Source organism: Terracoccus luteus (genome assembly GCF_003635045.1).
Lineage (GTDB): Bacteria > Actinomycetota > Actinomycetes > Actinomycetales > Dermatophilaceae > Terracoccus > Terracoccus luteus.
This window is the reverse complement of record NZ_RBXT01000001.1, coordinates 160541-174928: the sequence shown is the minus strand read 5'-3', so window position 1 is coordinate 174928 and position 14388 is coordinate 160541. Positions and strand designations below refer to the sequence as shown.

The window sequence follows — 14388 nt, the reverse complement described above, 5'->3', positions numbered from 1 at the left end:
CTGGACCGGTCGAGCAGGGCCCGCCCAACCCTGCCCCGCCCCGGAGACTCAGTCGTTGATGCGCAGGTACGACGTGTTCGTCGTGGCGTACCGGACCCCGGAGGCGATGACGGCGTCGCCGGCGACCGTGCCCGGCACGGGAGGGGTGCCGTACAGGAAGGCAAAGCTGGCCGGCATCCGCCCCGTGAGGTCGCGCAACCGCTCGATGGGCTCGGTGATCTCGCGGCGCACGTCCTCCTCCGTCGTGATCGAGTCGGCCGTCGCGTGGCTCGCGGTGTGCGCGCCGATGACGTGGCGGTGGGCGATGGTGGCCAGCTCGTCCCACGTCATGGCCCAGGGCGCGTCGGGCTGCCCGGCGACGAGGTCGACGTCGTTCCTCTCGGCCCAGGCCCGCTGCTCCTCGGCCGGTACGTCGAGCACACCGGTCGGGGGGAAGAACCATGCCGTCAGCCCCAGCTCCTCGCAGACCGGCGCGGCGACGGTGACGTGGTCCCGGTGGCTGTCGTAGAAGGCGGGGATGAAGCCGGGGCGGTCGAGCCCCCACTCGCCCGTGTCGAAGAACCGGTCGAGGTCGTGCGGCAGCACCGGCTCGTACCGGTCGAGGTACCACAACAGCTCGGCCCTGAGCTGCTCGCGGCCCGACGGAGGGGTCGTGTGCCAGTTGACGAGGCGCAGGAAGCGCCCCGCCGCGAAGGCCTCGGAGTGGTGCTCGACCGTGAGGATGTCGGTGTCCCGCTGCAGGCGCTTCGACCGGTGCGGCGTCACAGTCCCACCCCGGCGGCGAGGTGGCGGTCGCTGAGCACGACGAGGGTGGTGATGATCTCGGGCGCCCCCGTCGGCTCGAGCCACTCGTTGACGAGCGGGTGACCCGCGGCCGCGAGCTCGGCGTGGTACCGGTCGAAGAGCGCCGCGAGCCGCTCCCCCTCGGCCAGCGCGACGGCATCCTGCACCCGGGCCGACCGCCCGGGGCGGGTGTCGTGCAGCGAGACGAACATCGCGATGCCCTCCCGCTCCCACTCGGCGGCGGCGCACCGGGCGACGGCCGCCACGGCGTCGGTGAGCGGCGGCGTGTCGAGGCTGCCGACCGGGTCGGCCGGCCCCGTGTCAGCGTGCGGGTCGTGCGTGCTCACTTCAGACCCGCACGGGCCACGCCCTCGACGAAGTAGCGCTGGAACACCGCGAAGACGATGAGCATCGGCACGATGGACAGGAACGACATCGCGAGCAGGGGGCCGAAGTTGCTGCTGAACTGGCTGATGAGGAACTGCAGCCCGACGGGCAGCGTGTAGGCGTTGGGGTCGTCGAGCACGATGAGGGGCCAGACGAACTCGTTCCACCGCCACATGAACGTGAAGATGATGAGCGAGGCCACGAGCGGCTTCGAGAGCGGCAGCACGATGCTCCAGAAGGTGCGGAAGTGGCCGGCGCCGTCGATCTTCGCCGCCTCGAGCAGCTCGTCGGGGAAGGCGAGGAAGAACTGCCGGGCCATGAACAGCCCGAACGCCTCGGCGAGGCGCGGCAGCACGACACCCCACGTCGTGTTGAGCAGGTTGAGGTCGATGACGATCTGGAACTGCGGCACCATGATGACCTGCACCGGCACCATGAGCGTGCTGATGATCATGAGGAACAGCACCGTGCGGCCCGGGAAGCGCAGCTTGGCGAAGGCGTAGCCGGCCATGACGTTGATGACGAGCGTCAGCACGACCGACGACACGGCGATGACGACGCTGTTGCCGAGCCAGCGGGCGAAGGGGTACTGGCTCCACGGCTGGATGTAGTTCTGCCACAGCCACTCCTGCGGCCACAGCGACACCGGCAGCGTGCTCAGCTCGTCGGTGCTCGCGACCGAGGTACGCAGCATCCAGTACATCGGGAACATGAGCACCGCGGTGATCGCGAGGGCGATGACCAGGCGCGTGACGACGTTGCGTCGGCCGGGTCGTTCCTCGCGCTCGACGGCACGGATGCCGCGGAGGTCCTGGTCACAGTCGTGCTCGGGGTCGGCTCCGGGGGTCGACGGGCGGCGCGCGGCCTCGGCGGGGATGCCGGTCAGCTGGGTGCTCATGCCTCGTCCCTCCCCTTCGTGAACTTCCACTGGAAGACGGTGAAGACGAGGACGACGACGTAGATGATGACGCCGATCGCCGCCGCGTAGCCCTGCCGCCGCTGGTTGAAGCCCTGGTCGTAGGCGTACTGGACGAGGAAGGTCGTCGACGTGCCGGGCCCGCCGCGGGTGAGCACGTAGACGACGTCGAAGACCTGGAAGCTGCCGATGATGGAGTAGACGAGCAGGAAGAACGTCGTCGGGCGCAGCAGGGGCCACGTGATGCGGCGGAACAGGGTCAGGCCGGTGGCGCCGTCGACCCGGGCCGCCTCGTTGACCTCCCGCGGGATGCCCTGCAGGGCAGCGAGGTACACGACCATGCCGAAGCCGATGCCCTGCCAGGTGACGACCAGCACGACCGAGACCATCGCCGCGAGTCCGTTCGACTGCCAGTCGATCGACGGCAGACCGACCGCGCTGAGCAGCTGGTTGAGGATGCCGGTGACCGGGTCGAAGAGGCGCAGGAAGATGATGCCCGAGGCGACGCCCGAGATGACCACGGGCACGTAGAAGAGGGCCCGGAAGAGCCCGCGGGCCGGCATCCACTTGTTGAGCAGCATGGCGGCGCCGACACCGCAGGCGATGCCGATGGGCACGGTGATGACCGTGAAGACGGCGGTGTTGAGCGCGGCCTTCCAGAACGTGCTGTCGGCCGCGATCGTCTGGTAGTTCTCGAGGCCGATGAAGCGCATCCGGCCGAAGCCGGAGTAGCGCTGCAGGCTGTACCAGAACGTCAGCACGATCGGCACGAACATGAAGACCGTGAACACGATGACCGCGGGGGTCACCATGAGCAGGCCGGCGCGTCGCTCCGACCTCACTGCCGCCGAGGCGCGCCGGCTCAAAGCACCTTCTGGATCGCGCCGGTCAGGCCCTGGATCACCGAGTCGACCGAGGCCGACGGGTTGGACAGGAACTGGTCCATGTTGTCGACGAGGGCCTGGTTGATGCCGGGGAACGCCGCCGCCGTCGAGGTCTTGACGAGCTTCTCGGGCATCGTCGTCGCCTGCTTCTGGAAGACCGGCATGATGTCGGGCCGCACCGCGAAGTCGAGCTTGGCGTCGGTGAGGTCCGTGCGCACCGGGAGCACCGTCGTCTTCTCGCAGAAGTACTTCATGTTCTCGGCGGTGACGAGGAACTTCGCGAACTCGGCCGCGGCGTCCTTGTTCTTGGCGCCGTCGGTGACGACGACCGCGTTGCCACCCAGGTCGGTGGCGGCGGCAGCGTCACGCGGCAGGTAGGTGACGCCCCACTCGAACTTCTTGCCGACGGCCGCGTCGAGCGACGGGATGAGGAAGTCGCCGGCCTGGATCATCGCGATCTTCTGGGTCGGGAAGATCTCGTCGGGGTAGGTCGGGCGCTTGACGAGCACGCTCGGGGCGTGGAGGCCGTCGGTGTAGAGCTTCTGGGTCCACTGCAGCGCCTTGCGGGCCTGGTCGGTTTCGAGGGTGACGCTCTTGAGGTCGTCGCTGAGCACCGTGCCGCCGGCCTGGAAGAGGGTGTTGAACCAGCGGTAGGCGCCGTAGAGCTGGTAGTTGAAGGCGAAGGGCGAGACGCCGGGGTTGCCGGCCTTGAGCTTCTGCAGCACCTCGACGAGCTCGTCCCACGTCCAGGCGGTCTCGAGGGTGGTGGGCACCTCGGTGATGCCGGCCTTCTCGAAGAGCGCCTTGTTGTAGACGAGCGCGGAGGTGTCGGTGTGGTGCGGCACGCCGATCGGCACGCCGTCGAACTGCATCGCCCCCCACAGGGCGGGCAGGAACTGGTCGCCGTAGCCCTCGCCGAGGTAGTCGCTGAGGTCGGCGAGGGCCCCGTTGACGGCGTAGCCGTTGATGTCGGTGTACGACACGCGGAACAGGTCGGGCGCGGTGTTCGCCTGCAGGCGGCGGTCGATGACCGTGCGGATCTGGTCGTAGGGCAGCGTCTCGATCTTCACGTCGGCACCACGCGCGGCCTTGAAGTCGGCGGCGATCTTCTTGAAGGCGGCGATCTCCTGGTCGGAGCCCCACGTCGTCAGCGTCACGGTGCCGCTCAGCTTGGCCGTCGAGGCCGCGGCGCCGGAGCCGGTCGAGGGGGTGTCGCTGCCGCCCGAGCACGCGGCGAGGGCCGCGCCGGCACCGAGCAGACCCGTCGTGGTGAGGAAGGTGCGGCGGTCGAACGTGGCCATGAGAGCAGCCTCCTTGCTGTGACCCGTGTGGGGTCCGTGGGCTCCCACGACCACGGGTCGCCGAAGAGCGTCGGTGTGGCCGGCGCCACGCCCATGCTTACCCGCCGGGAGCCGGGCCTGTCACGTCTCGTTTCCGACACGAACCTCCGACAAGCGGGAGCGTTCGGGCGTCAGTCGTCGACGACGGTCGTCATGACCCAGTCGCGCACCTCCGGCATGTCTTCGAGGTGCTCGACGATGTACGTCTCGTGCTTCGCGAGCTGCTGCTCGCACCAGCGCTGCAGCTCGCTCGACCCGCGCACCTGCCGGCCGGCGTTGTTGATGGTGTCGATGACGAGGTGGTACCGGTCGACCTGGTTGCGTACGACCATGTCGAACGGGGTCGTCGTCGTGCCCTCCTCGCTGAAGCCGCGCACGTGGAAGCGGTCGGCGTCGGGCCGGCCGTGCACGAGCTGGTGGACCGCGCCGTGGTAGCCGTGGAAGGCGAAGACGACGTCGACGTGGTCGGTGAACAGCTCGCCGAAGCGCACCGGGTCCATGCCGTGCGGGTGGCTGCGCGGCCGGGCGAGGGTCATGAGGTCGACGACGTTGACGACGCGCACCCGCAGCTGCGGCAGCCGCTCCTTGAGGATCTGCGCCGCCGCGACGACCTCCATCGTCACGACGTCGCCCGCGCAGGCGAGCACGACGTCGGGGTCGCGGTCGCCGTCGTCGGTGCCCGCCCAGTCCCAGATGCCGGCGCCGGCGGCGCAGTGGGCGGTCGCCTCGTCGATCGAGAGCCACTGCGGCTGGGGCTGCTTGTCGATGACGATGAGGTTGACGTAGTTCTTGCTGCGGAAGCAGTGGTCGGCCACCGAGAGCAGGCAGTTGGCGTCCGGCGGCAGGTAGATGCGGGCGACGTCGCCGCGAGCGTTGAGCACGGTCTGGATGAGGCCCGGGCCCTGGTGCGAGAACCCGTTGTGGTCGTTGCGCCATGCGGTCGAGGTCAGCAGGATGTTGAGGCTCGGCACCTTGGCCCGCCAGTCGAGGCGGTTCGCCTCCTGCAGCCACTTGCAATGCTGCACGGTCATCGACGCGCTGACCATGGCGAAGGCCTCGTACGTCGCGAAGAGCCCGTGCCGCCCGGTGAGGGTGTAGCCCTCGAGCCAGCCGTGGCAGTTGTGCTCGCTCAGCACCTCCATGACGCGGCCGTCGCGCGAGAGCTTCTCGTCGATGTCGACGGTGCGCTCGGCCGTCATGCGGTCGGAGACCTCGAACACCGCGCCGACACGGTTGCTGTTCGTCTCGTCGGGACTGAAGAGGCGGAACGTCGTCGGGTTGCGCCGGTAGAGCTCGCGCATCATCTCGCCAATGGCGCGCGTCGACTCGGCCCGCTCCGTCGCGGGCTCGGGCACGTCGCGGGCGAACTGGCGGTAGTCGGGGATGTCGAGGTCGCGGGTGACGAGCCCGCCGTTGGCGTGCGGCGAGGCGCTCATGCGCAGCTCGCCCGACGGGTTGGCCGAGCGCACGAGCTGGGTCGGCGCGCCGCTCTCGTCGAACAGCTCGTCGGGTCGGTACGAGCGCATCCACTCCTCGAGCATCCGCCGGTGGTCGTCGTTCTCCTTAACCCCCGACAGCGGCACCTGGTGCGCGCGCCACGTGCCCTCGACCTGCACGTCGTCGACGACGTCGGGCCCGGTCCAGCCCTTGGGGCTGCGCAGCACGATGAGCGGCCACCGCGGGCGGGTGCCGTCCCACCCGCCCGAGCGGGCGGCATCCTGGATGCCGGTGATGCGCGCGTACGCGGTGGCGAGGGTCTCGGCGAAGCGCTCGTGCATGCCGGGCAGGTCGCCGCCCTCGACCTCGAACACCTCGTAGCCGTGCCCCTCGAGCAGGCTGCGCACCTCCTCCGGCGGCTTGCGCCCGAGCACGGTGGGCCCGGCGATCTTGGCGCCGTTGAGGTGCAGCACGGGCAGCACGGCCCCGTCGCGCGCGGGGTTGAGGAAGGAGATGCCCTTCCACGAGCCCTCCAGCGGCCCGGTCTCGGCCTCGCCGTCGCCGACGACGGCGAGCGCGAGCAGGTCGGGGTTGTCCATGACGGCGCCGAAGGCGTGGCTCAGCACGTAGCCGAGCTCGCCGCCCTCGTGGATCGAGCCGGGGGTCGTCACCGACACGTGGCTGGGGATGCCGCCTGGCGCGGAGAACTGGCGGAAGAGGCGACGGATGCCATCCTCGTCCTCCCTGACGTCGGGGTAGATCTCGCTGTAGGTCCCCTCGAGGTAGCCGGCGGCGACGAGGGCCGGGCCGCCGTGGCCGGGGCCGGTGAGGAAGATCGCCTGCTGGCCGGTGTGGCGGATGACGCGGGACAGGTGCGTGTAGACGAACGAGAGGCCGGGGCTCGTGCCCCAGTGGCCGAGCAGGCGCGGCTTGATGTGCTCGGGGGTGAGCGGCTCGCGCAGCAGCGGGTTGGCCATGAGGTAGATCTGGCCGACGGTGAGGTAGTTGTTGGCGCGCCACCAGGCGTCCATGGCCTCGATCTCGTCGGCGGTGGCGGCGGGCAGGTCGGGGCGAGTGGTCGTCACCTCCCCACTGTCGGCGGTGCGAGGTGTCCGCACAAGAGCTGCGCGCGGGCGCGGCGGGGTGAGGGCACGGGGGGTGGGCCCGCCCCTACGATGAACCCGGGCCGCCCCGGGACGGTCGCGCCCGGCATCCGCCTCGCCGACCGTCGTGCGAGGTGCGCCCGCCGAACCCCGCCCTTCAGCCTTCCGCCCTTCCGCCCGAGGAGCACGCATGCAGCGCACGGCCGGTCACCTCGCCGACGGTCGCGAGATCGTCTGGTTCGACGTCGACGGCTCTCCGGAGCGGGAGGCGGCGGCCGACCGGCGCGACCTGGCGCGCACGATCGCGTCGTCGCAGATGCGGCACGACCCGCTGACCGGCGAGTGGATCGCGATGGCCTCGCACCGCCAGACGCGCACGTTCATGCCCCCGGCCGACGAGTGCCCGCTGTGCCCGTCGCGTGACGGTCGGCAGTCGGAGATCCCGTCGACGGAGTACCAGGCCGTGGCGTTCGAGAACCGCTTCCCGTCGTTCGCCACCCACGTCGAGGGCATCGAGTCGGCCGACGACGGCATCTTCTCGGTACGACCGGCCGTCGGGCGGTGCGAGGTCGTGTGCTTCTCGTCCGACCACGATGGTTCGTTCGCGGGGCTGACGCCGGCGCAGGCGCGGCTCGTCGTCGACGTGTGGGCCGACCGCACGGCAGCGCTGTCGCACACGCCCGGGGTCGAGCAGGTCTTTCCGTTCGAGAACCGCGGGGCCGAGATCGGGGTCACCCTGCAGCATCCGCACGGCCAGATCTACGGCTACCCCTTCGTGCCGCCGCGCGCCCGCACCGAGCTCGACCGCGCGCGGGCGCACCGGGAGGCCACGGGGCGCAACCTCTTCGGTGACATCGTCGAGCAGGAGCTCGCCGACGGCAGCCGGGTCGTCGTCGACAGCGAGCACTGGGTGGCGTTCGTGCCGTACGCGGCGCGCTGGCCCATGGAGGTGCACTTCTTCCCGAAGGTGCAGGTGCCCGACCTGCCCTCGCTCGGTGAGGCGGAGCGTGACGACTTCGTGCGGGTCTACCTCGACGTGCTCGGCCGCTTCGACCGGCTGTACTCGACGCCGATGCCCTACATCGCCGGGTGGCAGCAGTCGCCCGTCAACACCGACCGCGACCTCGCGTGGCTGCACCTCGAGCTGTTCTCGGTGCGGCGCGGTGAGGGGCGTCTGAAGTACCTGGCCGGCTCGGAGTCGGCGATGGGCGCCTTCGTCGGCGACGTGCTGCCCGAGCAGCAGGCGCAGCGGCTGCGCGAGGTGTAGTCCCCGGCTCGGCTGCGCCACACTGGTGCCGTGACGAACGCTGAACCCGCTGCTGGCACCCCCGACCGCGCACCTGCGGTGCGCGACCTCAGTCGCTACGCGTACCTCTCGATCGCGGCGGCCCTCGTCACGATCACACTCAAGTTCTTCGCGTGGCGCATCACCGGGTCGGTGGGTCTGCTGTCGGATGCCGCGGAGTCGGTCGTCAACCTCGTGGCCGCCGTCGCCGTGCTCATCGCGCTGCGCGTCGCGGCCATGCCGGCCGACAAGAACCACCACTTCGGCCACACCAAGGCGGAGTACTTCTCGGCCGCCATCGAGGGGATGATGATCTTCGCCGCGGCGGTGGTCATCGTCTACACGGCGGTCGAACGCTTCCTCAACCCGCAGCCGATCGAGAACGTCGGGGTGGGTCTTGCGATCTCGGTCGTCGCGTCCGTCGTCAACGGCGTGGTGGGTTGGTTGTTGATCCGCGCGGGGCGGCGGTACCGCTCGCTCACCCTGACGGCCGACGGCAAGCACCTCATGACCGATGTATGGACCTCCGCCGGCGTCGTCGTCGGCGTCATCGCGGTGGCGCTCACCGGCATCGAGCGGCTCGACCCGGTCATCGCCTTCCTCGTCGGGCTCAACATCATCTGGACCGGGTGGTCGCTGGTGCGCGAGTCGTCGGAGGGCCTGATGGACATCGCGCTGTCGAAGGAGGAGAACGCTGCGCTGGCAGCGGTGTTGACGCGGTTCGTGTCGCCGGACGTGCACTTCCACGCCCTGCGGACCAGGGTGTCGGGCCACCACCGCTTCGCCGAGGTGCACGTGCTCGTGCCCGGCGCCTGGACGGTGCAGCAGGGTCACGACCTCGTCGAGGAGGTCGAGGACGCGGTGCGCGAGGAGTTCGCCGACCTCACGCTGACGTGCCACCTCGAGCCGGCCGAGGACCCTCGTGCGTATGGCGACTACCCGGCCGAGTTCCCCGTGCCGACGCACGACCAGATCGTGGCGACGCGTGGTGCTGAGGGGGCTAGCTCGACCGGTCCGTCATAGCGACACGCCTGCACCCGTTCCAACCCAGCGGCAGACACCCGGATCGACCCGGCGACCGGCGTCGGCTCGGGTGGCGCGATCGATCACCTGCGAGTGGACGCGGCAAAATGCCGAGCCAATAGCGCGCGGCCTGGGCGGTAGTCGTGAGCGGCGGCGGGTGCAACGAGAATGTCGCACCCACTCCGCCGCGAGAGCGGCCACGTCACACCGCCGCGTATGACTGCCCTTGGTGCGTCAGGCGCAGCCTGCCCCAGGCCCATGAGAACGATGCGACGTCGTGTGACCTCGGCGTCGCGGCGCAGGAAGTAGTGCGCGTGGGCAGGATCTGGACGTGCCTTGCCGGTCCGGCTCTAGGGCGCACTTGTATCGGCGATGAGCCCCGCGCGCCGCAGCAGGCCGGCGCGCACCGCGGCTGCGTCGGGCATCGCTCGACACGCGTCAGATGACGCATCGAGGGCCACGAGCCCGGCGTCAGCGCCGTCGCGCATGGCGATGGCCACCACGTGATTCAGCTCGACCGACGGTGACCCGGTTGCCTCGAGCAGCCCGTCGTACCAGCCGACCACCGCGTCCCAGTCGACCATGTCGAACGACGGTGCCGTGCTGTGCAATGCCGCGATCTCTGCCTGCACCCGGTACGGCCCGACCACCCCGTCGACCACCAACCCCCGCGCCTGCCGCAGCGACTCCACCCCAGCCGCGATCAGCGAGCGGTCCCACAGCGTCCGGTCCTGCTCGTCCAGCGGCACCAGCTCGCCGTCAGCATCCACGCGGGCCGGCCGGCGGGCGTGCTGCAGCAGCACCAGCGCCCGCAGTGCGTGCGCCTCGGCGTGCTGCGGCAGCAGCCACGTCGCGAGCTGGGCCAGCACCAGGGCCTCGTCGGCGAGCTCGTCACGCAGCCCCTCGCCTCCCACGGCGTAGCCCTCAGTGAAGACGAGGTAGATCACGGCCAGCACCCCGTCCACCCGGTCGTCGACCTGATCGGCGGGCGGCACCGCGAAGGCCAACGCCTCTCGCGCCGCTTGCCTGCGCGTCCGCAGGAGCCGCTGCCCCATCGTCGCCTCGCCCACCACGAACAGCCGGGCGATGTCACGCGTCGACAGACCGCACACCGTCTTGAGCGTCAGTGCCACCCGGTCCTGCAGCGACAGCGACGGGTGGCAGCACGCGAAGAGCAGCCGCAGCCGGTCGTCGAAGTAGCCGCCCCCCGCATCGCCGCCAACGCCGACACCCACCGCCTCCGTCGCCACGACCTCGCGCAGCGCCGACGCCTCCCGCCCCCGCCGGCGCAGCACGTCGAGCGCCCGGCGGCGGGCCGCCGTCGTCAGCCACGCCGCCGGGTTGCCGGGTACGCCGTCGCGCGGCCACGTCGTCAGCGCACGCTCGGCGGCGTCGTGCACGCAGTCTTCCGCGAGGTCCCAGTCGCCCGTCAGCCGGATGAGCGAGGCGACGATCGCCACCCGCTCCCGCCTCAGTGCACCCGCCAGAGCGGATGCCGGGTCACTCACCGCCGTCGAACGGCCACATCGCACGCACCTCGATGACCCCGGCGTAGGCCATCGGGTGGCCGGAGGCGATCCGCACCGCCTCGTCCATCGAGTCGCACTCGAGCACGTCGAAGCCGTAGACGATCTCGTTCACCTCGGCGAAGGGACCGTCCGTGCGCAGCACCTGCCCCGCCCGCACCCGCACCGTCACGGCCTCGGTCGCCGGCCGCAGCCGCTCCCCCATGACGTACGTGCCCTCGTCGTTGGCCGACTGCCACCACTGCTCCACGTCGGGTGCCGCCTCGCGGTCGTCCTCCGTCACCGCCGTCGTCGTGCCCTCGGGCTCTCCACACACCAGCATCAAGAACTGCATCTCGTCTCCTCCGGAGTTCGTCGTGTCAACCTACGACGAACGGCCCCCGCCGAATCCGACACGGATCAATCACGAGTCCGACGACGGCTCAGCCGTCCCCGACCACGCCGCTCACCGGCATCCGCCACACCGACACGTGACTGGGGCTGTCGGCCGTGAACTCGGCCCGCGACCAGTCCGCCCACCGAGCCGCGGGCTCGAGCCCGGCCAGCTGCGCCATGAGGTCGCACTCCGCCGGCCACACGTAGCGGAAGTTCGTCGTGCCGTAACGGTAGGTCTCGCCGTCGACGCGTGTGTAGTGGTGCGACGTGCCCTGCTGCGTGACGAGGTCGTAGGTGTCGAAGCCGGTGTGCTCCGGCGACACCTCGAAGGGCACCGCCGTCTGCCCCGGCGGCATCTGGCGGATGCCGGGCACCCACAGCTCGATGACGAAATGGCCGCCGGGGGCGAGGTGCCGTGCGGCGTTGCGAAAGCACGCCACCTGCTCGGCCTGGGTGCGTAGGTTGCCGAGCGTGTTGAAGACGAGGTAGACCAGCGAGAACTGCCCGGGCACCCGCGTCGTCGCCATGTCGCCCACCGTCACCGGAAGCCGGCCGGCGTCGACCTTGGTGCGCAGCACGTCGACCATCGGCTGCGACAGCTCGATGCCCGTCACGGGCACCCCGCGGTCCAGCAGCGGGACGGCCACCCGGCCTGTGCCGAGGGCAAACTCGAGCGCGGCACCGTCACCCGCCAACTCGGCGAGGACATCGACTGTCGGCCCCAGCACCTCCGCCGAGAACATGGCGGAGTCGTCGTCGTAGCGACTCGCCGTCGCCTCGTCCCACAGGTCGCTCGAGGTCACCCGCCCACCCTGCCGACCCGAGCTGCGGACGGCAACGCGTTTTCGCGCCTCGGGGGTGGAGCGTCAGCGCTCGGGCGTCTGCACCGACTCGTCGCGCGTCTCCTCCGGGTGCTCGGTCCGCTCCTCCGACTCCTCCAAGATGGCCTCCGCCTGTGCCTGCGGGTCGTCGCTGCCGACGACCTGCTCCTCCGGCAGCAGCTCGGCGCGGGTCCCGACGGCATCCTCGGCTGGTTGGTCGCTCATGCCGGTGACGTACCCGCAGTCGGATGCCGGTCAGCGCGGGATGCCGGTCGGCGCGGGATGCCGGTCGGCGCGGCCCGAGGCCGCGTGCCTCAGTCGTCGACGGTGAGGATGCAGGCGGTGGCCACGTCGACGAAGCCGATGCGGCGGTAGATGTCGGCGGCCGCGTCGGAGCCGGCGGTGAGGAAGACCGTCGCCACCCCACGCTCGCGGCAGGCGGCGACGAGCGAGCGGGTGATGGCGGTGCCGTGCCCGCGGTGCCGGTGACCGGGAGGGACCGCGATGCCCATGAGCTCGGCCACGGCACCCCGCGGGGAGGCCGAGCCCGCGCCGCGGAGGCGCCCGCCCTCGAAGGAGGCCACGACGACGAGGTCACCCTGTTCCATGAGGCGCGGTCGTGACCCTGGGTCGCCCCGCTGCACGTCGTCGGTCCCGGTGAAGCCCGCGTGCACGGCGCCGACGGCGAGCGCGAGGTGTGGCTCGGCGGGGGCCAGCACCCGGGCGCGGGGGTCGGGCTCGACGTCGGCGTCGCCGGCCAGCACCAGCAGCGGGTAGCGGTGTGGTTCGTGCCCCGCGGCGCGCGCCGCAGGGAGCAGGTCGGGGGTGACCTCGTCCACCCACTCGATGGCCCGCGGCAGGTCTCGACTGCGCTGCGTCGCCAGTACCGCGGTGACGTCGTCAGGCGTGAAGCCGGCCGTGCCGCCGAGCGTCGGCCGGGCGTAGAACCCGAAGCCGCTGTCCTCGTCGGCGACGAAGAGGGTGAACGGTCCGTGCGACTCGGCGGTGGCGGTCGCCCGGGGCACCCGGTCGTAGTACGCCTCCACCTCGGTCAGGCGGTCGGTGCCGTCGGACGGTGTGAGGGGCGGTGGCGGCACGGAGCGCATCGGCCCACGATGGCAGCGCCGTCGGCGGACCGGCCACCGACTTACACACATGCCCGGGCGGGGATCGGAGACAGACGAAGAATTGACCTTTACCGTCTTGTCCGTTTGCAACACATTTGGCACGATTCGGGGCGCTGCCGGCCTCCGGCGCGTCGACGACCCCACTCGGGGAAAGTCACCGGGCACGACCCACCGAAGGGATCGACATGTTCGACTCCACGTTCATCCGCAGCGCGATCAACCGCAGCGCTGCGAACCCGCTCGACCGGCGCCGCTTCATGCGCGCCGCCGGCCTGACCTCGGCCGGGGTGGGTGCGGCCACGTTGCTGAGCGCGCCCGGTGCCTCCGCCGCCCCCGCGGCAGCGGTGGCGGCCGACAGCGGCGCCGTCACCGACGGCGCCATCCTCAACTTCGCACTCAACCTCGAGTACCTCGAGGCCGAGTTCTACTACCGCGCCACCACGGGCAACGGGCTGCCCGACAACCTGACGACCGGTACCGGAAGCCGGGGCAGCGTCTCCGGCGGCAAGAAGGTGCCCTTCAAGACCAAGGCCATCCGCCAGTACGCCGAGGAGATCGCCAAGGACGAAGGCCAGCACGTCGCCTTCCTCCGGGCGGCCCTTGGCAAGTCGGCCGTCGCCCGCCCCACGATCGACCTCAACACCAGTTTCACCGGTGCCGCGGTCGCCGCCGGGCTCATCAAGCAGGGCGAGACGTTCGACCCCTACGCGAACGAGCAGAACTTCCTGCTCGCGGCCTTCATCTTCGAGGACGTGGGCGTCACCGCCTACAAGGGCGCCGCTCCCCTGGTGACCAACAAGACCTACCTCGGCGCGGCTGCCGGCATCCTCGCCGCCGAGGCCTACCACGCGGGCCTGATCCGCACGAGCCTCTACAACATGGGCCTGCAGGTCCCGGCGGGCAAGATCTCCGACGCCCGCGACAGCCTCGACGGGTCGTCCGACCTCGACCAAGGCATCACGGTCGACGGTGGCTCGAACATCGTCCCCCTCGACGAGAACGGCATCGCCTTCGGCCGCACCCCGGGCCAGGTCCTCAACATCGTGTACCTGAACCCCAAGTCGGTCACCGAGGGCGGCTTCTTCCCGGACGGGGTCAACGGCACGCTCAACACCAGCGAGGGCGCCGGCTCCATGCCCTCCGGCGGCGCCGCGACCGGTGGCGGTGGCACCGCCCCCACCGCCGGCGCGTCGGAGCGTACAGACACCGGCCTGCTCGTCGGCGGGGCGGCCGCCGCGGTCGGGGCCGTCGCCGCCGCGGGTGCGTACCAGCGTCACCGCACCCAGGCCGCCGGTGACCCGGCCGTCGGCTCCAGCGGGGGCGTCGCCGGCGTCTAGTCGCCATCCCCGCGAGCCCTGCGCGGTCGCCTCGCCCGAGGTGA

14 protein-coding genes are annotated in these 14388 nt (G+C 70.9%); 3 read left to right on the top strand and 11 right to left on the bottom strand.

All coding sequences use genetic code 11. The features are described 5' to 3' along the window. Positions 1-48: 48 nt before the first annotated feature. The 6 genes from DFJ68_RS00820 to DFJ68_RS00800 form a co-directional block, all read right to left on the bottom strand. Entirely contained in the window at positions 49-765 is a 717-nt protein-coding gene (locus tag DFJ68_RS00820) for a polysaccharide deacetylase family protein (protein ID WP_170165679.1), read from the bottom strand. Then, positions 762-1130: a hypothetical protein gene (locus DFJ68_RS18185; RefSeq protein ID WP_170165678.1), complete on the bottom strand. Its 369-nt coding sequence runs from the start codon at positions 1128-1130 to the stop codon at positions 762-764. The genes DFJ68_RS00820 and DFJ68_RS18185 overlap by 4 nt, the downstream gene beginning before the upstream one ends. Next, the gene (locus tag DFJ68_RS00815; RefSeq protein ID WP_121030228.1) at positions 1127-2068 is read right to left on the bottom strand and encodes a carbohydrate ABC transporter permease; all 942 of its coding nucleotides are present in this window, start codon (positions 2066-2068) and stop codon (positions 1127-1129) included. The genes DFJ68_RS18185 and DFJ68_RS00815 overlap by 4 nt, the downstream gene beginning before the upstream one ends. Beyond that, positions 2065-2952 carry a carbohydrate ABC transporter permease gene (locus tag DFJ68_RS00810; RefSeq protein WP_147431487.1) on the bottom strand — a complete coding sequence of 296 codons (888 nt, stop codon included), beginning with the start codon at positions 2950-2952 and terminating at the stop codon, positions 2065-2067. The genes DFJ68_RS00815 and DFJ68_RS00810 overlap by 4 nt, the downstream gene beginning before the upstream one ends. Next, positions 2949-4271 (bottom strand): ABC transporter substrate-binding protein, encoded by a 1323-nt coding sequence (locus DFJ68_RS00805; protein WP_121030224.1) that lies wholly within the window; start codon positions 4269-4271, stop codon positions 2949-2951. The genes DFJ68_RS00810 and DFJ68_RS00805 overlap by 4 nt, the downstream gene beginning before the upstream one ends. A 170-nt stretch (positions 4272-4441) precedes the next feature. After that, complete coding sequence (locus DFJ68_RS00800; RefSeq protein WP_276330684.1) at positions 4442-6832, bottom strand: phosphoketolase family protein; 2391 nt, start codon at positions 6830-6832, stop codon at positions 4442-4444. A gap of 208 nt (positions 6833-7040) precedes the next feature. Here DFJ68_RS00800 and galT point away from each other — a divergent pair, with 208 nt between their 5' ends. Together galT and DFJ68_RS00790 are read left to right on the top strand one after the other, a co-directional pair. After that, a complete protein-coding gene (gene galT / locus DFJ68_RS00795) occupies positions 7041-8117 on the top strand; it encodes a galactose-1-phosphate uridylyltransferase (protein WP_121030220.1) in 1077 nt (358 codons plus the stop codon). A 30-nt stretch (positions 8118-8147) separates the two neighbouring features. After that, complete coding sequence (locus DFJ68_RS00790) at positions 8148-9158, top strand: cation diffusion facilitator family transporter (protein WP_121030218.1); 1011 nt, start codon at positions 8148-8150, stop codon at positions 9156-9158. A 350-nt stretch (positions 9159-9508) separates the two neighbouring features. Here the strand turns inward: DFJ68_RS00790 and DFJ68_RS18070 are convergent, their stop codons facing one another. The 5 genes from DFJ68_RS18070 to DFJ68_RS00765 all read right to left on the bottom strand — a co-directional run bounded on the left by DFJ68_RS18070 (position 9509) and on the right by DFJ68_RS00765 (position 12977). After that, on the bottom strand, positions 9509-10618 hold the full coding sequence (locus DFJ68_RS18070; protein ID WP_170165677.1) for an RNA polymerase sigma factor: 1110 nt from the start codon (positions 10616-10618) through the stop codon (positions 9509-9511). A 40-nt stretch (positions 10619-10658) separates the two neighbouring features. Further along, entirely contained in the window at positions 10659-11018 is a 360-nt protein-coding gene (locus DFJ68_RS00780; protein ID WP_121030216.1) for a YciI family protein, read from the bottom strand. 88 nt (positions 11019-11106) lie between these two features. Beyond that, positions 11107-11862, bottom strand: a complete 756-nt coding sequence (locus tag DFJ68_RS00775) for a class I SAM-dependent DNA methyltransferase (protein ID WP_121030214.1) — start codon at positions 11860-11862, stop codon at positions 11107-11109. Between the two features lie 63 nt (positions 11863-11925). Continuing rightward, a complete protein-coding gene (locus DFJ68_RS00770; protein ID WP_121030212.1) occupies positions 11926-12105 on the bottom strand; it encodes a hypothetical protein in 180 nt (59 codons plus the stop codon). Positions 12106-12194: 89 nt separating this feature from the next. Further along, a complete protein-coding gene (locus DFJ68_RS00765) occupies positions 12195-12977 on the bottom strand; it encodes a GNAT family N-acetyltransferase (protein ID WP_245963367.1) in 783 nt (260 codons plus the stop codon). A 215-nt stretch (positions 12978-13192) separates the two neighbouring features. On the opposite strand from DFJ68_RS00765, the gene DFJ68_RS00760 reads away from it, so the two are divergent. Continuing rightward, positions 13193-14344 carry a ferritin-like domain-containing protein gene (locus DFJ68_RS00760; protein WP_121030208.1) on the top strand — a complete coding sequence of 384 codons (1152 nt, stop codon included), beginning with the start codon at positions 13193-13195 and terminating at the stop codon, positions 14342-14344. Positions 14345-14388: the final 44 nt, after the last annotated feature.